This is a genomic window from Flavobacterium ginsenosidimutans, from assembly GCF_037478105.1.
GTDB lineage: Bacteria > Bacteroidota > Bacteroidia > Flavobacteriales > Flavobacteriaceae > Flavobacterium > Flavobacterium ginsenosidimutans.
In genome coordinates this window covers 3,491,144-3,511,617 of sequence record NZ_CP147988.1, presented here as the reverse complement: position 1 = coordinate 3,511,617, position 20,474 = coordinate 3,491,144, and the positions used below count along the sequence as shown (strand labels likewise).

The window sequence follows — 20,474 nt, the reverse complement described above, 5'->3', positions numbered from 1 at the left end:
TTCACTTGAAGCCTAAAATTATAGTAGAGGATTAGAGCGTTTGTAGAAGTTGCAGTGTTTGGCTTTAAGAGGTAGGATTTGGCGGAAGGTTGCAAAACTTAATGGTAGAAAGTGTATTTTTGTACACTTTTAATTTTTAATCTATAATCATAATGAACGAGTTAATCGAAAAAATCAATTCTAGCTTTGAGGCATTAAAAGCAGACGCAGAATTACAGGCAGAAAAAGGAAACAAAGCAGCGGGAACAAGGGCTAGAAAAACTTCTTTAGAGTTAGAGAAGCTATTAAAAGAATTTAGAAAAGCATCTTTGGAAGCATCTAAGGCTTAAAAAATAAGCCCTCTGGGTCAGGAGGGCTTATGAAAACAAATCAAGAATTATTCTGTAACTAATTGGCAGATAGTAAATTTATTTTTTTTTGTGACCCTTGTTTTTATCAAACTCAAAAGAGGTTGTACAATCTTCTTTCAATATGATAAACGCATCGAATTTCTTTCCAGCTTTGCTTTTCATTCCCTTTATGAGCGAGGTTTTGCCTTTACTGACAAGGCTTTCAATATCAGCTATGTCGATTTGTACGCCACATACATTACGGAACTGTACCCAATTACAAGCCTCATCAGGACATTTGACAATCTTATCACGAATGATCAGATGTTGCTTTTTGCATTTTGGACAAATGAGTTTAGGCAGGTTGTTTTGAGCTATGGAAGTTTGCAACAGTTCATTTGTAATGGACAACGCATAAGTTTCCATTTGCTTTTGAAATTCTTCCGGATCAGCTTCGCCGTTTTCGATTTTCTGCAATGCGAGTTCCCATTCGGCAGTCATTGCCACATCTGCAATTTTGCGTTCTTTGACCAATCCATATACCTGTAATCCCTTTTCGGTGGGGATCAAAGATTTCTTTTCCCTTTGGATATAATTTCGGGTAAATAGGGTTTCGATGATTGCGGCTCTGGTAGCCGGAGTACCGATACCGATATTTTGCAGGGCTTTCCGTTCGTCTTCATTTTCAATTTCCTTTCCGGCAGTTTCCATTGCGGACAATAAACCAGCCTCGGTATAAAGTACAGGGCGTTTAGTTTTCTTTTCGAGAACGGAGGCTTGTTTTACTTTAAGTTCATCGCCAATTTTCAGTTCTGGCAGATCCTGTATCGCTTCGCCATCATCATCAGAGAAACTGCCTTTAATGGAACGCCAGCCAGGTTCTATAATTTTACAGCCCTTTGCAGTAAAATCGTAATGTAAGACCTGTAATCCTATATCGGTTATCTCTTTAATACAGGCCCCAGAAAGGGCTTCGAGCAAACGTGAGGCAATCATGTCGTAAACCTCGTTTTCCTTAGCATTAAGAGCCGAAGGGATTTTATCTGTAACCAATAATCCGTGATGGTCAGTTACACGCAGATCGTTCACAATACGTTTATTGAAGCGTCCCCATTTCATCTTTAAAACGGCTTGTTTACAGGTTTCCCTATCCTGCAAAGCCCTGACAAGGTTGGGTATTTCCGCCCACATATCTTCAGGAATGTATTTGCTTCCGGTACGTGGATACGTGATAAACTTCTTTTCGTAAAGGCTTTGGGCAATGTTAAGGGTTTCTTCAGCAGAAAGGTTTAGCTTTTTGTTCGCTTCCTTTTGCAGTCCTGTAAGGTCAAAGAGTAAGGGAGGTTGTTCCGTAACGCTTTTGGCTTCAACCGATGTGACTGTTGCCGTTTCGTTTCGCTGAATGTTTTTCAGCGTATCATCTGCAAGTTTCTGGTCTTCCCATTTGGTTTTGGAAAGGCTTTTAAAATCTATCTGTTCTTTGTTATGCGATAACTGTATCTGCCAGTATTTCTTTACCGAGAAATTTTTGTTCTCCAGATAACGTTTGCAAATCAAAGCTAATGTAGGTGTCTGTACTCTGCCGAGCGAATAAATGCCATTGCCTGCGGCTATGGAGAGTGCCTGCGTAGCATTGATGCCTACGAGCCAATCGGCACGGCTTCTGCCTTGTGCGGCCTGATATAATCCATCAAATTCTTTTCCATTTTTAAGGTTATCAAAACCTTGTTTTATGGCTTTTTCGGTAAGCGAACTAATCCAAAGACGTTCAAATGGCTTGTTGGATTTCAGGTATTCATAAATGTACCTGAAAATGAGTTCGCCCTCACGTCCTGCATCGGTAGCAACAATAATACTGTCGCTACGGCCAAAAAGCTGTTCGATAACTTTCAGTTGCTTTAATGCACCTGTATCCGCTGTATAACTTTTGTCTTTTTTTACTTTTCGGACGGTCAGCAAAAACGGGTTGGGCAATATGGGTAATGATGCTTTGTCAAAACCCGTAATCCCATAATCTTCGGGCATTCCCAGTCCTATCAGGTGACCGAATGCCCACGTAACAAAATAGCCGTTACCTGTAAGGTAGCCGTCCTTTTTATCGGATGCTCCCACAAGTCCGGCTATTTCCCTTGCTACGCTTGGTTTTTCTGCAATGATTGTCTTCATATTTTACTACATTTTTCTGCCTTTGGATTTAGCAGGAGCTTGTGGCTTTTCCTGTTGTTCCTGCTGTTGTTTGTTTTTCGGGCTTTGCTGTCCCGATTTCAAAGGTTCGTTGATATTCTTGGTGGCTTCGTTGGTCTTGCCCTCCGAATTGACGGCAGTTTGTGTTTTATGGCTTTCAACAGGTTTTGCCTGTTCCTTCAGCTTGTCAGGGTTTTGAAAAGAGAAATCTGTTTTCCCCGTTTCTTTGTTCAGCGTGATATAGCCCTGATATTTTTGTCCCTTTTTATCAATCAGTCCATCAACGTAAACCGTTTGCCCGGCTTTGAATTTGTTGTATTGCTCGTCGTCCAATTCCTTTCCCCTGAAAGTTTTTGGAGCTTCCTGCGGCTGGCCTTGCTGATTGTTTTGTTCTTTGCTCTGCTGGTTATTCTGCCCGTTGCTTTGTGACTGCTGATTGGGGTTGCTTCTGTCAAAGAGGAACTCTACATAGCGTTTGTCTGCATTGAACTGAACCGTTGCATCGAATTCAGTTCCTTTTTTAGAAATCATTCCTTCTAATTGAAGCGGTTTGCCTTCCATTAACGTTTGCTTTTGGGCATCATCTAGTTTTACGCCCTTTATCTCGTCAGGAATTTTTATGAAATCGGTTCGTAAAGCAATAAGTTCATTGGTAAGCCTGTCCACACTTACAATGGACGGCATCAATTCACCTGTTTTAGTATTCTTTAAATCAACTACACGTCCCATATTGCCTGTATCGAGCAGGTTTTTCTTATCCTCATCTGTGAACTTGTGGCCGAAAAACTCAAAGTTGAGATTAGGTTCTTTTCGGATGCCGTGTATCGCTGCAACAACTTGTCCATCTTCGGTAGGTTGTAAAGACAAACGGGCATCGGTACGAACAATGGCACCGCCCAGGTTTACGCTTACAGGTACTAGCTCGTTGGTTTTATAGCCCCTTAGCAAAGGGTCTAACAGATTCATTTTTTCAAGGCGTTCCTTGCCTAATCCTAGATTGTTCATGGTTTCCCAATCAATCTGCTCCGGCTTGAAGCGGTATTCGCTTTTTTCCGGTGTCGTCTGTGTTGTTTCCATATTATTTTTATTTTCTTGTTTATGTTCCTGTTTTGGTTCTGCCTTTACCTCGTGCTCCTTCATCAGCTTTTCACCTTCGGGAGTTGGCTTATCTACCTGCTTTTGCATTTCATTTGCCGTATCGATAGCTAGAGGTGCAGGCACTTTGAAAAAGCTGAAATTTGTGGGGTTCTTTAACTGGCTGAAAAAGTTGGAAAAGAAGTTGGAAAAGAAATCGCCGGACTTATCTACACGCATAAACTGGTTCTGATTTTTCTTTGTCGGATCAACCGTCTCCATTTTCCCGTTTTCGTCAATGCTCTTTACCGCCTGAATTTTCTTTTTCTCTTTATCCAGTACCAGTAGTATGTCCGATAACTGTTCGGGCATTTCCTGTTTATTTGTGGTTTCTTCACTCATAATCTGAAAATTTTAAAAGTTCACAGCCGAATTTAAAGCAAGCATTCACTGCACTTCCTGAAGTGGCACGCAAAGGCAGTGTTTGTCACTTGTTGGCGTTCAGTTTAGTAGTAGGCGGGTTAAAACTTTCCCTTATAAACTGATGTACATCCGACAGTTTGTAATAAAGTTTTCCGCTGATGGTGTAGTAAGGCAGTTTTCCTATTGAGCGATACCTTTGCAGGGACCGGTTACTTATTTTGAGCATCTGAAGTAGGTCCTGATTATCCAGCAATTCCTCACCATCTATACTGTTACGTTTCTTTTGCAACTCATCTATATTATCGCCCAACATATCGAGGCGACCCATAAGGCGTTCCATCCACGCCAAAAATTCAATTCTATCTATATTCATAGGAACATACTTTTAAGGGTTCATACCTATTTTTTATCTCTATTCAGCTTTCTGCCTTTTTCGATATAACTTTTGCCTTTTGCCATAAGCTCCTCCACAAATTCATCAGTACTTTGTATGGCATTGGCGTTAAGCATATCCTTAATTGATCCTATAGTGTAGAAGTACTGACCATAGATCTTTGAGTAGGCTATTTCGCCTTTGGTACGCATACGCCATAAGGTCTTTTCGCTGATGTGCAGGTATTGGCATACCTCGTGGTTGTTGAGCCATAGGTCATCATAGTTTTTATCTTCCTGTCGTTTCAGATAGTCGGCAATGGCATCGATACGGCTGTTAAGCTGTTGCCAGGCTTCCTCTTCAATGGTTATGATTTTCATTGCACAGTATTTAAAGTTCACTATGCAAAATTGGTAAAGGTGGCAGTGTTTGTCTGCCAAGCCTTGCCAATTGGTTTGCCACTTTTTTGAAAATTTTTACAATTGGCTAAAACCCTTGTTTAATAAGGGTTTTGAGGCATTAGGGATATTTTGTAACAGCATTTTTTGACCATTTGCCAATTGGCAGATATGGGCAAATAAAAAAGCAGCGCTTAATACGCTGCTTAGTAGACTCAAAACAATTAGTCTTTGGAAATTTAATTTTCTATTCCTGTTCGTCCATTTTTTTGATTAGCCCATCCAAAAGAGCATCTATGAACTTTGTCCGGTTGGTTTTTCTGTTTCTTAGTTCTAAAAAAGTATGATAAATATCGCCAAGATCAACATTAAAGGCCCGCTCAAAGGCTTTGGCTATAGATTTAATATCAGTATTGCCATTCTCAAATACAGCTTGGGAATGTAAAGCGTAGATTAATTCTATCAGCGCACTTTTACTGGCTGTCCAATTTAAGTTACTCTTGTTGATCGCCTTATCTTTTGTGGGAGAATATTTTTTAATATTGAAAAGCTGATCCTCTAAATAAACCTGAATAAGATCGTAAGCTATAATCTTGGCAACTTTATAATCGTGGGTAGTGCTAAAGTTTTGATCAGATTCAAAATAATAGGTATCCAGACTTAGCTTAATGTCAAATTTCCCCCTTACAAAATATAGGTTGTCAAGATATGTACTATTTGTTCTGTAATATTTGTAGAATTCAAGATTGTTATCAAAAAAGCGTTTAAGCTTTGTAAGCTCTTGGTTCAAGTATGTTTTTATTATTCGGTCTCCTCCATATGGCTTTTTCATTTCAATTTTATAAACCGAATTGTAATAGATAAGCTTGGAGAGAATTGATGGTTTCAACTTCTTGAAGAAATAAATCTCTTCTTCGGCATTTTCAAAACTCCTTTTCAGTACAAATTCCTTTACATCCCTTAAATAATCCAAAACCAAAGTCACAGCCGTTTCAGCGAGTTGAATAGGACTGGTTAGCTCTATCTCTAAATCTAAAATTTTATCATCTAATTCTTGTAATACCTTGCTACAATAGTTAATCATCTATACTGTATTTCATTCGCCATAAAAAAATGGCATATTAATTTATTTTAAAAAATGTAAATCAGAACTTGTGAAATGAGATGGTCTGCCGATGTTTGCAAATTGAGTGGACATTATAGATGCCCTCTGTAACGATTCACCAATTCGCGCCCAGTTGCAGGAAAGATAGGTTCTTAAACAAAACCCCAAAACTACACTTGGTAATTTTGGGGCCATGTCCTGATTTTTCGCTTATCAATGTTTGCAAACCTTAAACGGGTTTCAAGCACGTTGACCAAACATATTATCGTCAGTAGCAGTTAATATTGAACTTTATGTACTTCCAGATTATTCGATGAGTCCCCCGTAATGTATATGCTATAATTCTTGCCTTCAAGAAGGTCTGGCACATCGAAGGTCCCCAAAAGGTTACCCGACGACAGTCCATAAATCGAAAATGTAAGTGTACCGGGAGGAATATTTTGGTATCCACTGGCAATATTTCGACTGATACTATTCACGATATTGTCACCCGATGCGTCCTTTATCCGAATGTCGGAAGGAGCCCCGTCGCTAAGGTGGATGAACTTGATCCTTGCCCTTCCCGCAGACGGCGTTGAAAGTTTATCTTCAAACATTTTTACACGAGCCTTTGATCCGCTACCGGCAAGATAAACTGTATATCTTTCTCCATTTGCCATCCAAAGCTCTCCATCTGCTACTTCTGCGCCCGTCTGTGCATCTCGAAAAGAACCTACAAGACGATTCCCCGTATAGGTCGAGATATAATCAGAATACTCCGTGTATGCAAGTGCGTCTCCAGTTAATTCTTTATTAACGAGAAAGAAGCGCTGTTCGGCGGAAGTTGACGATGCATTCACCACTTTGAGCTGGGCTGTTCCTGCGTCATCGATATCATTTTTTTCACAGGATGATATTGCAACTGTGGAAAATAGTAAAACAGCAGCAGCCAGCCCTTTACTAAAGATTTTTTTTGATTTAATAACATGATACGTCATAGTCTTGATTTTTTTAGCTTGTAATGAATAGGTTTCTCTAATCCATCCATTTAAGCGGGTTTATATTTTTTTAAGTTTAAAAATCTATTGACCAAAAGTATATGTTATCATGTCTAAATTGTACGAAAATCAAAGGCAACAGGACAAATTTGGAGGCAAACGGACACGCCTTGTCTGCCACCCATTCTTTAGGGACATAGGTCCCCCATAAGTGGTAAGCGACCAAGGCATTGGCTGATGGGTTTAGTCGAGGATTATGATTACAACTGATACAGTTTATTCCTGCATCCACTCCAGTACCTTTTTTCGTTTTTCCTTGCTGACAATAATCTCCTTATGAAATGCAATATTAAGATTGACCTTTAATCTTCGTGGAAAATAATCCAGGATATCAGTGATCGCATTTCTATTGATAATAAATTGTCTGTTCACACGAAAGAAATCTATGCTAACTTTCTTTTCAAGTTCTTCGAGGGTATCTGGAATGATATAATTTTTTCCACTGTGGGTATACAGATGGATAATTTCGTGTTCAATATAAAAAAGAGCAATGCTTTCAAGAGATATGGGCAAAAACCTGTCCCTGTACCTGATCATTAATGTTCCGCTGTCCTTAAGCTGATATTTTGACAGTGCAGTCATAGCTGTTTCATACTGATTGGCCATTTCTCCCATGAGATGTCCCTTCAACTGCTCAAACCTTACGACCGCATCTTCCAGCGATTTTTTACTGAAAGGCTTTAGGATATAGGCAATGCCACTTGCCCTGAAAGCTTCAAGAGCGTACTCATCAAAAGCAGTACAGAATATCACAGGTGCATTGATCTCTATGTGTCTGGAAATTTCAAAAGAAAGCCCATCACCCAATTGGATATCGCTGAATATCAGATCGGGCTGCGAATTGTGATGAAAGTATTCTATGCTCTCTTCCACAGACTCCAGCAAACAATCTATTGTTACATCCGGACGTATTTGTTTCAGCTGGGAAGCGAGATTTTCTGCGACCAGCTTTTCGTCCTCAATTATTACTACCCTCATCTGTTATAATCTTAAAACCCACACAAAAGACCTTACCATCATTTTTTACCGTTATTTCTTCACCTGTCAACAGATAATAACGTTCGGCCAGATTCCCCAGACCACTTTTGGTAGAATTATCTCCGTAGCTTTTAGCCTTGATGGAATTAAAGACCTCTATATAGTCACCATGCTGTCTTATCGTGATCTTCAATGGCTGTCTTGTAGTGAAGCTATTATGCTTTATGGCATTTTCGGCGAGTGATTGAATAGAAAATGTAGGAACATAACCTTGCAGCTTTTCAGTATCTTCAATCTGAATGCTCCATTCCAAAGATTCTGCGAACCTTATCTTTTGCATATTCAAATAGTTTTTACAAACCGTAAGCTCATCTTCAAGTGTGTCCAGCACCTTTCGGTTATTGGATACTGCCACCCTTAAAAAATCGGCTAAATGCAAAAGATATTGATCACCTTTGATCGTATCAGTTGCATACAATACCTTCAGGGTACTCAGAGCATTGAAGAGAAAATGTGGTTGTATCTGCTGTTTTAGTAGCAGGTTTTCCGCTTCGGCATTTCTTGTCTGTAGACGGGCTACTTCAATATCGGACTGAATCTTTACACGCCTGACGATAACAAAATCATGAAGGACAAGTATAACCGTGTTGATCATGAAACCGACAAGCCCATATTTCATCAGATCCTCGAAATTATCCAGAGGCTTCAAACCGGCAATAGGAGCTGCAATATACCAGGAAAAAAGGTAAAGGGATATGCCCATTATATAGCCGATAACGTACCGGTAAAGTCTGAACATAAAGATGTTGTCATAAAACCTTTCTGCACTGTAGCGAAGCATATATTTATGCAGGGAACTGATCGTAAACATATACAATCCGCTCTTGATCGACATCACGATCGTTACTTTTGAATTCTCTGCCAGAACAAGAAAAATCAACGCACAGACAAGGACAAAGAACGTCAACATTACGTTGAGCCTATTTACATCTCTTAAACTATTCTCATTGATAATTCTTTTTAAATTGCTTAGCATCCCGAATTTTGGAACTTTTATTGGTTTATTGGTTGTAAATATACTCATTAAATCTTTTAGCATTTGGATCGGTATGTAAGATATTATGTAACCATACATATCTGGGGGACAATCCAAATTACAACATCAGAAAAATACCTCCATAGATGATGACATGTAAGACGATGATTCCCCAAACTATCAAACGATTTCTTCCTTTTTTCTTCCTGCTGTACTCCTTAAGTTGCGGTATTGACTCGTTTTTTAGCGTACTGAGTCGCTGATTGAAATTATATAGGATATGCTGTAGATTGGGGTATCTTGCATTAATTGGCAAACTTAATGTTTCGATACCTTCGGCTGCCTTTTCAAGACAGATATCAACAAGCTCTATTTCCTCTGCATTGGGATTTACAAAATTCCTGTAGAATTGTGAAAAACCCCCTTTTTTCTTTTTTGCGGATCTTTTTCCTGCCAGTATACTATCTATATGATAATTTGCTGTATCTATTACCTTATCGATATAGCTCTTGATGTTTTCTACGTTTCCGTGAAAAATCAGGCTACGCATTTCCTCTTTGCTCGAGAAAATGCCGATACTGACAATTGGCGTAGAAGATTGATTCTGATTCATGTTTCTATTGTTAAAGGCGATTAATTTAGATTTACTTCTTCCGATTAGCTGTCAGATAAAAAAAACCATATTGCACCTATGCTAGTGATAGCCGGCAATATGGTTTTTTGATTAGTTCTTTTTTCCGAAGACATAGGAAATGCTCACCTGGGCCACACTGTTCTTGAAATCTGGTTTTACACTCGCAGAAGTGAACTTGCCGACTTCCATAAATCCCATGTAGTAACGGGCACTTATACCAAGCCCCCTTACAGGTCCTTTTTGGAACTCATAACCTAAACCTCCGGCAACTCCGGCATCAACTTTGTCAGCGAATTTATCAACTCCAAGATAACCAGCGAAATCTTCATCATCAGTGATCAGCATATTGGCCTGTGGTCCAGCTTCCAAAAATAGACCTCCCGCAGTCTGGTATCTCAAAAGGATCGGAACAGACATATAAGCCAATTCTATATTTTCTTTCTGACCGAATGCCGGATTTTTAAGTTTTGCCCCTTGAGTGGAATACAGGAAATCCTGTTGGATAGAGAATCTTTCGCTCAGTTTGAAATTGATCATACCGCCGACGTGAAATCCGGGAAGTCCTTCGGTTTCAAATGCGGCATCGACAAAGTTACTGTAGTTACCGCCGGCCTTAAGTCCGAACGAAGTACGACTCAGCATCTTACCAAAGAAGCCCTGTTCCTGGCTAAATGCCTGTGTTGAAAGTAAAATAAATGCGAACACTACTAATTTTTTCATGACTCTTAAATTTTTTAAATTGTTTTAATTTTCTCTAATTTGTTTAACTATGCCCCAAAATTACAAAGTGACAGCATTGGTCTTAGCTATTATCAAAGCGAAGAGGATAAATCGGGGGGCGAAAAGGCAAACGCCCGGAAAAATGATATAATATGGAAAGACTTGGCTATAGGTCATTCCCATTTTCTCTTGTCTCAACTCTTAGCCCACATAATAGATACCGGTGTACCGACCAGACGCACTACCGTAACCCGAATGTAACAGAAAAGCAGGCCCCCTTCGGGAAACCTGCTTTCAAGAAAGGGTGGATGATAAAGGTTTATTTTTAATTCTGGGGTATAGCATCCCATAGGGATGCACTCTTCTCTGGATCCAGCCACATATATTCTACGTAATGGCCGAGGTTCTTCGTCTCGTCCAGATAAAGGAATGGGGAGACACTATCGTGGCTTTCAAAGGCTATATGGTGTTTATCGGTATCCAAACAGTTCCTAAAATCGTCCCATTCTTTTCGGTCATTAAATTTACAGCCAAAATGGTGGAACATCTGTGAAAATCCTGAGGAGGGCAATAATGAGCTATAGCATCCGGTTCCGTCCTGCAATGGCTGAATCAGTTCCAGTTGGATCTCTCCTATATTTGCAAATGCCAGTTTTACCTCATAGGTTACCAGCATACTACCTTTTATAACCTCTTTTTTTATTGGTTCTGGTACAACAAGAAATTTTTCAATACCGTAAAACTCCTTGAATATTTTAATGGATTGGTCGAGATCTGTGGTAATATATGCCATCTGGAAAAAGTGTTTATATACGTTTAAACCAGGCTTTAAAATGTCTTTTTTCATTCGATCAGAATTTTTGCTGTTATGATTATGGTCAATATTATCAAATATTGATGCTGTATCCTAATAAAAAAAATGTAAAAAGGACAAAATCGTACCTAAACCGACATTATGTCTCCCTATACACGCTGGGGGATATTCCCATTACACGTTTGAAATATTTCCCAAAGAACGACTGCGAGGCGAAGTTTAGCCTGTCGCTGATCTGCTGGATGGTCAAATCGGTTGATTTTAGCAGAGCTTTTGCTTCCAACATGACATACTCCTCTATCCATTCACTCGCACTCAGGCCACTGTTGTCCTTTATGATCTTGGAAAGGTATCTTGGACTCAGACAAAGTAGATCGGCATAAAAGGCCAAATTTCTATGTGCGATGTAATTTGTCTGGAGGGCATTCAGGAACTTTTCCAATATTTCATCATGCCTAAGATTCTGTTCGTGCTCACAATATTCTTTCAGATGTGCATAATAGCCGAAATGATAGAAATATGCCTTAGTGATATGCTGGATGATTTTTATCCTATACGGATTATCCCTTTCACTTAAAGCCCTCTTTACCTGTTTAAAATATTCCAACAGGTCATGCAACTGATGTTCACCCAGTTCAACATAAGGTTTTTTGTAAAGTGACAGTAATGCAGGTACCCGTTCCTCCATTTTCAGAGATTCGGAAAATCTTTTTGACATCAGTAGAAAAATCGCAGAAAAATCCCCGCTGATAAATTCAAATTCTACAGTCTGCCCGGCCATCAGAATAAGCAGACACGGGGATTCTATTACATGATGCCTCATGTTGAACCTCCCGCTGGATGTCCCTTTTAAACATACAATAGCTACAGTAACTTCAAGTTTAACCGGATGCTTTATAACAGAAGAAATAATTGGCTTTTCGAGGAGTAGCACATCGTCGTTATTAAAATCCGTGTAGGGATTTCGGTGCTCGTTGCTAAATTCAAATGGCAGGTATGTACTTTTCATCCCTTAGTTATTGTTGGATATAACTTAAAAGATTAAATATAGTACTTTTTGACCAATTTTGGATAACAATAGATCTTGAAGCTTCAAGATGTTCGGCATAATTTTACTCTAATAAATTTTTAAAGAATAAAGTTATGGTTGAGAAGAATATTGAAGAAGCAATAAAGGATCGCTTGCGCAACGGTTTTAAAAACTGGAACGAGGGTTACGACGCATGGCTGGAATGGTGCAATACACTTTATGAGCCTGATGCCCATTACAACGTGGATGGCAAGCGCCTGACGCTACAGGAATATAAGGACTATATGGGCGAGTTTTTTAAAGCATATGAAATAGAATTGGGAAATTTCTATAATATGCTGGTTGAAGACAATTGGTGCGGAATTCGTTATTCTGTACAGATAAAGGACAAAAGAACGGGAGAAAAATTCCAGCAGATGTCATTTGAATTTGTACAGTTCAAGAATAATCCAGCACCTATAGGTGCGCGTGTTGTCGAAGGGTGGGCTGTATCGGACCATCCGTTGAACGCATAGTTATGCAACACTTGCTAACTAAATATTTTCAGAAATTTATTTCAAAATTATAGTTATGGATAAAAGTTTTCAGGAGAAAATCAAGAACCGTCTTTATGAGGCATGGGAAGAATGGAAGCCGGATTACGATGACTGGCTGAAATGGTCACGGTCACTTTATTCGCCAGATGCAATTATTTTCGCCATAGGCGAAAAGCCCCAGATCTTTAGTGAATATCAACAAAGCATGAAGGTACAGCGTGATGCTTTCATAATGGATATGGGACCAATAGAGAGCTGTGTTGTACAGGGTAATGTCATAGCGATCAGCTATAATATGTATTTGACTCAGAAGTCAGAGATCATGGGACTATTGCCAACAGGAAAAAAGGCTATGATTCGCGTAGCTGAGTTCAATACATTTGAAGAAATGCCTGGCTTTGACAAACCAATGGTGGTCAAACTTGAGGTCATAGGTGGGGGATTGATGGAACAGTTGGTAGATTACGGACCTGACGGCAGAATTAAAATACAGCAATAAATTCTACTCAAGCCATAAAGTAGTATTGGCCGTCTAAAAAGTGATTTTTAGGCGGTTGTTTTTTTCCTTATCATTTGAGAAGGTCGTAGTACAATGCCTGTGGCATTTCCTTCGGTCAATTTAACCGTGCTCCCATCAGAACCGCCTGGGCAACCTTCCAAAAGATTTATTTCGGGTAAATCTCCCGACCTCCACGCTATTTTATCTATCCAACGTCAAATATGATTCTCTGATAGATTTCAATTGTCGGAACGTTGCCCAAAACCAATTCATGCATTGCCGCCCCATATTCTTACAGATCCAATCCTTTCCAAAATGGCAGTATGGAAAGACCGACCTGGACAAAGGGCACCGGTTTGTGTTTATTGTCAATAAAGTAATCCTTGGGCTTTGAGTTGTTTTCCCGTATCCTGGAGTTTACCATATTGTTCACGCCTCCGCTCACGCTGATTATCACTTTTTTTGTAAGCCTGTATTCTGCCATAAGGCCAGATTTGATTTCCAGTGAGGACAGGGTTAGTTTATCGGTAGGAAGAAGGGATACGGCTTTGTCAAACTCGAAGAATGAATTATTTCCGGCCAGTTCATTAAAGAATGTAAGGGAGGTCTTGGGTGTTATTTCTTTGCGTAATGCAATCCGCGAAGGCAGGTCTACCGTCAGGTCCATGTCCCATTTCCTGAATTTGTGGTAATAATTGATCATCAGAAAGAAGGGTACGGGAGATGCCGGATCCAGCAAGATCGCAGCTCCACCGGAAAGACGGGTATTTTCGGTCCTGATGAAAGGAACGGTCACGATACCGGTAAAGGTAAATTGACTTCTGGACATAGAGGGATTAAAGATGCTTCCGGCAGACGCCGTAATAGTAACTGGCTTTCCAAAAAGGGAATCTGTTCTGATGTATGTAATTGCCGTTGACAGCATTGGCATGTACGTGCTGTGGTCGTAGACCGGATTATTACTGTCAAAATTTGTAATATCGCTAAGCTCGTAGAATTGATGTATGACACCCAGGCTTGCCACTAAAGTATTGTTCCTGCGCTGCAGCACAGGCATATTCATATTGATCCGCGTTCGCGAACTCCGAAAATTGCCCTCGAACACATCATTCCCATTTACCTTAGATCGTATTTTCCCCACCCCATTTTCTTCATGCGTGATGCTGAATTGGCGTATGCGGGGATACAGGAGGGCTGCCTGCTCCGCAGCAGTTTTGCGTATTGAGTCCGCCAGGCGTTCCTGTTCTGCAACAGGAAGCTCCTGTGCACGGATTCCAAAACAAAAAAGTACTAACAGAATTGTCAAACTGGATTTTCTCATATTCCTGGCATTTTTCATATATCTATAATGTAATTTATTTTATTCTACCATGTCAATTCCCTCAAATTATTTAACGGGAGGCATTAAATATCTAAATTTAGATCAATCAAAGGAAGATCGGACACAGTTTGGTTACGAAGCGTTCAAAAAAGATGGTGAGATTGCCATTGGCAAACCTTAAGCGGGGCGCTATTCATTCTGTTGTAGCCATTTCAAGAATTGTGGTGCTTTTTCCCTGCTGATGGTGATGAACTCATCGTTAGGAACCGACACAGAGAGGGACATTTTGCGTGAGAGCAGGCTTGATACATGTATCACTGCTTTCCTGTTGATCAGGTATTGCCGGTTTACGCGAAAAAATTGATCCCCGACCAATTGTTCATGCTCGTCCAGGCTTTTGTTTGAACAATAAGTCTTTTTGTCGAATGTGCACAGATAGGCCGTATTGTTCCTCAGATAGAACATAGCGATATCGATAATTCTTATTGGGATCACCAGGTCTTTTTGGTTTACCAAGATAGAGGTTGATTTGGGCTTGGAGGCTACAGAAAACATATCCTGAAGAAATTCATACTGTCTGATTATTTCTTGCTGGCCCACCCGGGTAAGGTTTTTGTATCGTTGAAGTGCTTCCCTGACAGAATCTTCAGTAAAGGGTTTTAAGATGTAACCGATACCATTTGTGCTGAAAGCATTGAGTGCATATTCGTCATAGGCTGTACAGAAAATAACCGGTACCTGCAATCCCTGAAGTATCTCAAAGCTCAGACCATCTCCAAGGCGGATATCACTGAAAATAAGATCCGGCGTTTCATTTACAGCAAAATATTTTAAGCCTTCCTTGACAGATCGTAAAATGGTGACAACATCCAATGAGGCATCGATCTGCTGCAATGTCTGCTGTAAATCGGCAGCAGTAATTCTTTCATCCTCTATAATTATGACCTTCATCTTTTCAAAATCTTTAGGTAAACCGTAAAAAAACTATCATCAGAACTAATCCTGATATCGCTTTCGCCAAGCAGGCGGTACCTTTCCCTGAGATTATACAGCCCGTTACCCGTGGATCCTTCGGGATTTGGATTTACCTGCAGATTATTCCGGACAGCTATAAAACCGTTTTCTTCGTAAATTCTGATATGTACCGGCCTTTCTTCGGTAAGTTCGTTGTGCTTTAATACATTTTCTATCAAAGGTTGTAACGAGAAATAGGGGATGTTACCGTTATTCAGTACAGGGTCGCTTAGTTGTATATCGTATTCTACTGCGGTTCCGAAACGGATTTTTTGCATCCTGAGATAAATAAGGCAAAAATCTATCTCGCTTCTGACCAATGCTAAATGTTCTTTGGGATTTGATACCGATACCCGCAGAAAATTGGAAAGATGTATTAGATATTCCTCCCCAAGTTTTGTGTCCTGTTTGTAAAGTGATTTGGCGGTGTTCAAAGCATTGAACAAAAAATGTGGCTGTATCTGTTGCCTTAACAGCAAATTCATCGTCTCACTTACATTCGCCTTCAGTTGGAGTTTTTCTATTTCGTTTTGTGCATTGCGATACTGGAATATAAATAGGTACTGGATAATAAGTATAATTGTATTTATGGAGAAGACAGCCACAATAGCCAAAAGGTAGGCGATAACGGTTCCTTCCTCGACCTGTTCTCCTTCCCATTCTTTTCCCGTTGCCGCAGAATAAAGAGTGACTACTAAAAACCAAACCCCCATTGCCCATACATAGCTGTATAGGTACAAGCTCAATGTGGGCAGTTTTCGCTCCTTTTTCCTAAATTTTAGATTCCATGTAAATAACAGGAACATGTTCCCAAAACTCACCAGATTGGTGAAAATAAGAGATTGGAAAATTCTATAGACCGTATCTGTTCCATCATAATTTCTGGCCAATAAAAAGATGGTCATCAGTGCTGAAATTAGTATACTGACGACTAGGTTCAATCTTACAAGTCCTTTAATGGGCAACTGATATGACATGAGAACAAAAGTATGTACTTAACCTGCAAGTCGTGACTCATTTTAAGGCCAAACGGATATTTATGACTATTAACAAGCCAAAACGAAGAGCGAAGCGTACTTGTTAAAAAACAAAAGCCAACAGGAGGCTCAATACCTTCTGTCGGCCTTTAAAGCAGGTCTATCTATTTAATAGCAGAGGTTTGCAGGAATGCCACAACACCACCATCCACAAGAATATCAGAACCACTGAGGAAGTTCCCCGCAGGGCTTATAATAAATTCGACCATTGATGCTATATCCTCAGCGGTACCTACCCGGCCCGCTGGTGTATTATCGATCATGTAACCCATTACAGCGTGTGCCTCCTGTTCCTGTTTTCCCATTGGTGTACTATGCACACCCGGACTGATGGACATTATCCTTGCACCTTTTTTGCCCCATTTTACGGATGCTGCCGCAATCTGTAAACGGTTTGCTTTTTTAGATGCCGGGTAGGCTGTATTGGGGTCAGTCAGTCCCATGGTAGGAACATATTCCAACAGTTCATCTGCCGAAAGCCTTAGTATTTCTTTCTCCTGTTCAGGAGTAAGGTTATTAGAAAGGTAGCTGGAAGAACTGGAAATAAAAACGCCTACCGTTCCAGGTGATAGATGTGGCTCGAACGCTTCAAGCATCCTTGCAGTACCGATCAGGTTAACGGCTAATATCCGTTCTCCAGAAGACATGGTCGGAGACAGCCCTGCTGTATGGATAATTGCCTGTATCTCGCCCAGCTCTACGGCTTTGCTTGCTGCGGCCTCGACCGAAGCTTTGTCGGATACGTCTAATTTAAGCGTGGTGACATCATATCCGCCTATCGTTAATTCCGCGGACACGTTGCTCAGTTGTTGCTCATTAAAGTCGCATAATAGGAGTTTATATCCTGATCCCAGTCTTCGGGCACACGCTATCCCCATACCTCCGATACCTGTTATTATAATCGTTTTTTTCATTTTTTATGATATTTAGTTTAGTCTATTTAATAAAGATTGCTGACTGATCCTGAATATTATGATTAACAGGATACAAACGGCATTCAGCTATTTTGAACAATTAGTTTTACGACAGATTGTACATCTGCAAATAGTATATCTAATTGGTAGAAATATAGCAGGATTAAAATTACGGTAACCGATAGCCCTATAAAAGGTCTAATAGTACAAAAAGTTGGATGAAAGGAATGTTTAACTACTTATTAGATATATCTATTGTTTTCTCCTGTACTGTAGTATTACTCGAGTGGAGATTTTTCCTTTACAAAGAATAAATTTAAAAACTCATGCCTTTGCCTTATTTCTCATTACCACAGTCCTGTTAAACTCGTAATTCATTTGTGCTATATTCAGAACGGAAATGCCTTGGGGGCATTCGACCTCACATGCTTCGGTGTTACTGCAATGCCCGAAGCCTTCGGCATCCATTTGAAACACCATATTGCTGACCCTCTGCATACGCTCTTCTTTGCCCTGTGGAAGCTTGACCAGATGGCTGATTTTTGCTGATGTAAAAAGTGCCGCACTACCATTTTTACAGGTGGCTACACATGCACCGCAGCCAATACAGGCAGCAGAATCAAAAGCTGATTCTGCAATTTCATGGTTAATACGCGTTGAGTTTGCTTCCGGAGCCTGCCCTGTATTTACACTGATATAACCGCCAGCAGCGATGATCCGGTCAAAAGCTGAACGGTCGACCTTCAAATCCTTTTTTATTTTAAACACCTGACTTCCGAATGGCTCCACTACGATGGTATCTCCGTCGCTGAAACTTCTCATGTGCAATTGGCAGGTAGTTATATGCTCCAACATACCATGTGCAATACCGTTGATCATCAAACCACACTGTCCGCAAATTCCCTCACGACAATCATGGTCAAACTCTATTGGTTCTTCTCCTTTCAGTATAAGTTTCTCGTTCAGAAAATCAAGCATTTCGAGGAAAGACATGTGATCGGTTATGTTATCCAAATCGTAATCTACCAGTCTCCCAGTTTCCCTGGAATTTGCCTGTCTCCATATTTTTAGATGTATCTTCATTTTTTTTATTTTTGGGACACTTATTTGTAACTTCTGATGATGGGTCTTATTTCCTCAAAACACAATGGTTCTTTGTTTAAGACCGTTTGACCGGGACCAATATATTCCCAAGCAGATATATAGGAAAAATCCTCGTCGTTTCGCATAGCCTCCCCATCAGGTGTTTGATACTCCTCCCTAAAGTGCGCACCACATGATTCATTTCTTTGAAGCGCATCCCTGCACATCAACTCGGCTATTTCCAGATAATCAAGTACTCTTCCGGCTTTTTCGAGTTCACTGTTCAGCTCCGTGTCTTTTCCAGGGACACGCACTCTTTTAAAAAACTCTTTCCTTAGCACGGTTATATCGGCTATAGCTTGTTTAAGACCTTGTTCATTACGTGCCAGGCCGCACTTGTCGTACAGGATTTTCCCAACAGATTTATGAAAATAATCTACTGTCAGATCTCCGTTTATATGTAAAAGATTGTCAATCTGTGCCTTTACAGCTTTTTCGGCCTGTTCAAAAGCAGGTGTATCCGTATCTATTGGACCACTATGAATTTCTGTGGAAAGATAATTCTGCAAGGTATGAGGTGCTATGAAGTACCCATCTACACACGCCTGCAACAGCGAGTTGGCTCCAAGGCGGTTAGCGCCATGATCTGCAAAATTAGCTTCACCCAATGCAAATAAGCCTGGAATAGTGGTCATCAATTCATAATCTACCCAAAGTCCTCCCATAGAGAAATGCGCAGCAGGTGATATCATCATTGGTTCTTTGTAGGCATCGAAACCGGTGATTTTTTTATACATATCAAATAAATTGCCGTATTTTTCTCTGATCTTTTCAATCCCCTGTTCTTTAATTGCTTTTGAAAAATCTAGATAGACGGCATTTTTTTCCGCCCCAATTCCATATCCTGCATCAATACGTTCTTTGGCAGCCCTTGAGGCAATATCCCGTGGAGCCAGATTACCAAAGGCAGGGTAGCGCCTTTCCAGATAATAGTCTCGCTCTTCCTCGGGGATTTCATTTGAATTTCGCTCGTCTCCTTCTTTTTTCGGCACCCAGATCCTTCCGTCGTTACGAAGAGATTCAGACATCAATGTCAGTTTGGATTGGTAAGCTCCTAATTGTGGTAGGGAAGTTGGATGGATCTGTGTCCAGCTCGGATTAGCCATTAATGCTCCTTTCTTATGTGCCCGCCATATCGCCGAACCATTGCATCCCATGGCCAGCGTAGAGAGATAATAGATTTTTCCAAAACCGCCTGTTGCCAGAATAACCGCATGAGCGCCGTGACGTTCAATGTGCCCATTATCTAAATTTCTTACGATGATACCTCGTGCCTTGCCGTTATCTACAACAAGATCGAGCATTTCATGTCTTGTATACAGGCTTATACCTCCACTGTTGACCTGTCGCATCAATGCCTGATAAGATCCTAATAGCAACTGTTGTCCAGTTTGTCCTCGGGCATAGAAGGTACGACTGACCTGGACACCGCCAAATGAACGATTGTTAAGGTATCCCCCGTATTCCCTTCCGAATGGAACTCCCTGAGCAACCGCTTGATCAATTAAATTAAGTGAACATTCTGCAAGCCTGTAAACATTAGCTTCCCTTGCGCGGAAATCCCCTCCTTTAAGAGTATCTACAAACATCCTATAAACACTGTCTCCATCATTTTTATAATTTTTGGCCGCATTAACACCTCCCTGTGCAGCGACTGAATGCGCCCTCCGTGGAGAATCCTGAAAACAGAAAGACTTGACTTTATAGCCCATTTCAGCTAATGAAGAGGCTGCCGAACTTCCAGCCAAACCAGTCCCTATGACAATAATTGTGATTTTTTTTCGGTTGGCCGGACTTACGAGTTTAGCTTGCCTTTTGTAACGTGTCCATTTTTCTTCTAATGGCCCTTCTGGTATTTTTGATTCAAATTCCATA

General features: G+C 40.4%; 21 protein-coding genes. 3 read left to right on the top strand and 18 right to left on the bottom strand.

Features of this window, described 5'->3' with window-relative positions:
* Positions 1-152: 152 nt before the first annotated feature.
* Positions 153-329 carry a histone H1 gene (locus tag V6624_RS15370; RefSeq protein WP_338839208.1) on the top strand — a complete coding sequence of 59 codons (177 nt, stop codon included), beginning with the start codon at positions 153-155 and terminating at the stop codon, positions 327-329.
* 78 nt (positions 330-407) lie between these two features.
* On the opposite strand, the gene V6624_RS15365 is transcribed toward V6624_RS15370, so the two are convergent.
* The 12 genes from V6624_RS15365 to V6624_RS15310 form a co-directional block, all read right to left on the bottom strand.
* Positions 408-2,495, bottom strand: a complete 2,088-nt coding sequence (locus V6624_RS15365; RefSeq protein WP_338839207.1) for a DNA topoisomerase 3 — start codon at positions 2,493-2,495, stop codon at positions 408-410.
* A 6-nt stretch (positions 2,496-2,501) separates the two neighbouring features.
* The gene (locus V6624_RS15360) at positions 2,502-3,989 is read right to left on the bottom strand and encodes a DUF3945 domain-containing protein (protein ID WP_338839206.1); all 1,488 of its coding nucleotides are present in this window, start codon (positions 3,987-3,989) and stop codon (positions 2,502-2,504) included.
* Positions 3,990-4,074: 85 nt separating this feature from the next.
* Positions 4,075-4,383, bottom strand: a complete 309-nt coding sequence (locus V6624_RS15355; protein WP_338839205.1) for a helix-turn-helix domain-containing protein — start codon at positions 4,381-4,383, stop codon at positions 4,075-4,077.
* Between the two features lie 26 nt (positions 4,384-4,409).
* Positions 4,410-4,763 carry a helix-turn-helix domain-containing protein gene (locus V6624_RS15350; RefSeq protein WP_338839203.1) on the bottom strand — a complete coding sequence of 118 codons (354 nt, stop codon included), beginning with the start codon at positions 4,761-4,763 and terminating at the stop codon, positions 4,410-4,412.
* A gap of 265 nt (positions 4,764-5,028) precedes the next feature.
* Positions 5,029-5,865: an RteC domain-containing protein gene (locus V6624_RS15345; protein ID WP_338839201.1), complete on the bottom strand. Its 837-nt coding sequence runs from the start codon at positions 5,863-5,865 to the stop codon at positions 5,029-5,031.
* A 299-nt stretch (positions 5,866-6,164) separates the two neighbouring features.
* Positions 6,165-6,863, bottom strand: a complete 699-nt coding sequence (locus tag V6624_RS15340; protein ID WP_338839199.1) for a DUF4397 domain-containing protein — start codon at positions 6,861-6,863, stop codon at positions 6,165-6,167.
* Between the two features lie 276 nt (positions 6,864-7,139).
* Complete coding sequence (locus tag V6624_RS15335; protein ID WP_338839198.1) at positions 7,140-7,901, bottom strand: LytTR family DNA-binding domain-containing protein; 762 nt, start codon at positions 7,899-7,901, stop codon at positions 7,140-7,142.
* Positions 7,882-9,000: a sensor histidine kinase gene (locus V6624_RS15330; protein ID WP_338839197.1), complete on the bottom strand. Its 1,119-nt coding sequence runs from the start codon at positions 8,998-9,000 to the stop codon at positions 7,882-7,884. The genes V6624_RS15335 and V6624_RS15330 overlap by 20 nt, the downstream gene beginning before the upstream one ends.
* Before the next feature lie 55 nt (positions 9,001-9,055).
* Positions 9,056-9,550 carry a hypothetical protein gene (locus V6624_RS15325; protein ID WP_338839195.1) on the bottom strand — a complete coding sequence of 165 codons (495 nt, stop codon included), beginning with the start codon at positions 9,548-9,550 and terminating at the stop codon, positions 9,056-9,058.
* Positions 9,551-9,661: 111 nt separating this feature from the next.
* Positions 9,662-10,291, bottom strand: a complete 630-nt coding sequence (locus V6624_RS15320; protein ID WP_338839193.1) for a porin family protein — start codon at positions 10,289-10,291, stop codon at positions 9,662-9,664.
* A 325-nt stretch (positions 10,292-10,616) separates the two neighbouring features.
* On the bottom strand, positions 10,617-11,138 hold the full coding sequence (locus tag V6624_RS15315; RefSeq protein ID WP_338839191.1) for a VOC family protein: 522 nt from the start codon (positions 11,136-11,138) through the stop codon (positions 10,617-10,619).
* Between the two features lie 106 nt (positions 11,139-11,244).
* The gene (locus V6624_RS15310; RefSeq protein WP_338839188.1) at positions 11,245-12,114 is read right to left on the bottom strand and encodes a helix-turn-helix domain-containing protein; all 870 of its coding nucleotides are present in this window, start codon (positions 12,112-12,114) and stop codon (positions 11,245-11,247) included.
* Positions 12,115-12,248: 134 nt separating this feature from the next.
* Between V6624_RS15310 and V6624_RS15305 the strand changes: the two genes are divergently transcribed.
* Both V6624_RS15305 and V6624_RS15300 read left to right on the top strand, forming a co-directional pair.
* Complete coding sequence (locus V6624_RS15305; RefSeq protein ID WP_338839185.1) at positions 12,249-12,650, top strand: hypothetical protein; 402 nt, start codon at positions 12,249-12,251, stop codon at positions 12,648-12,650.
* Positions 12,651-12,705: 55 nt separating this feature from the next.
* A complete protein-coding gene (locus V6624_RS15300; protein WP_338839183.1) occupies positions 12,706-13,170 on the top strand; it encodes a hypothetical protein in 465 nt (154 codons plus the stop codon).
* 292 nt (positions 13,171-13,462) lie between these two features.
* On the opposite strand, the gene V6624_RS15295 is transcribed toward V6624_RS15300, so the two are convergent.
* The 6 genes from V6624_RS15295 to V6624_RS15270 form a co-directional block, all read right to left on the bottom strand.
* On the bottom strand, positions 13,463-14,491 hold the full coding sequence (locus V6624_RS15295) for a DUF6268 family outer membrane beta-barrel protein (RefSeq protein WP_338839180.1): 1,029 nt from the start codon (positions 14,489-14,491) through the stop codon (positions 13,463-13,465).
* A 189-nt stretch (positions 14,492-14,680) separates the two neighbouring features.
* Positions 14,681-15,442, bottom strand: a complete 762-nt coding sequence (locus tag V6624_RS15290) for a LytTR family DNA-binding domain-containing protein (RefSeq protein ID WP_338839178.1) — start codon at positions 15,440-15,442, stop codon at positions 14,681-14,683.
* A complete protein-coding gene (locus V6624_RS15285; RefSeq protein WP_338839176.1) occupies positions 15,439-16,482 on the bottom strand; it encodes a sensor histidine kinase in 1,044 nt (347 codons plus the stop codon). The genes V6624_RS15290 and V6624_RS15285 overlap by 4 nt, the downstream gene beginning before the upstream one ends.
* A gap of 164 nt (positions 16,483-16,646) precedes the next feature.
* Positions 16,647-17,456 (bottom strand): SDR family oxidoreductase, encoded by an 810-nt coding sequence (locus V6624_RS15280; protein WP_338839174.1) that lies wholly within the window; start codon positions 17,454-17,456, stop codon positions 16,647-16,649.
* A 324-nt stretch (positions 17,457-17,780) separates the two neighbouring features.
* Complete coding sequence (locus V6624_RS15275; RefSeq protein ID WP_338839172.1) at positions 17,781-18,539, bottom strand: succinate dehydrogenase/fumarate reductase iron-sulfur subunit; 759 nt, start codon at positions 18,537-18,539, stop codon at positions 17,781-17,783.
* 20 nt (positions 18,540-18,559) lie between these two features.
* Positions 18,560-20,473 (bottom strand): fumarate reductase/succinate dehydrogenase flavoprotein subunit, encoded by a 1,914-nt coding sequence (locus V6624_RS15270; RefSeq protein ID WP_338839170.1) that lies wholly within the window; start codon positions 20,471-20,473, stop codon positions 18,560-18,562.
* Position 20,474 lies beyond the last annotated feature (1 nt).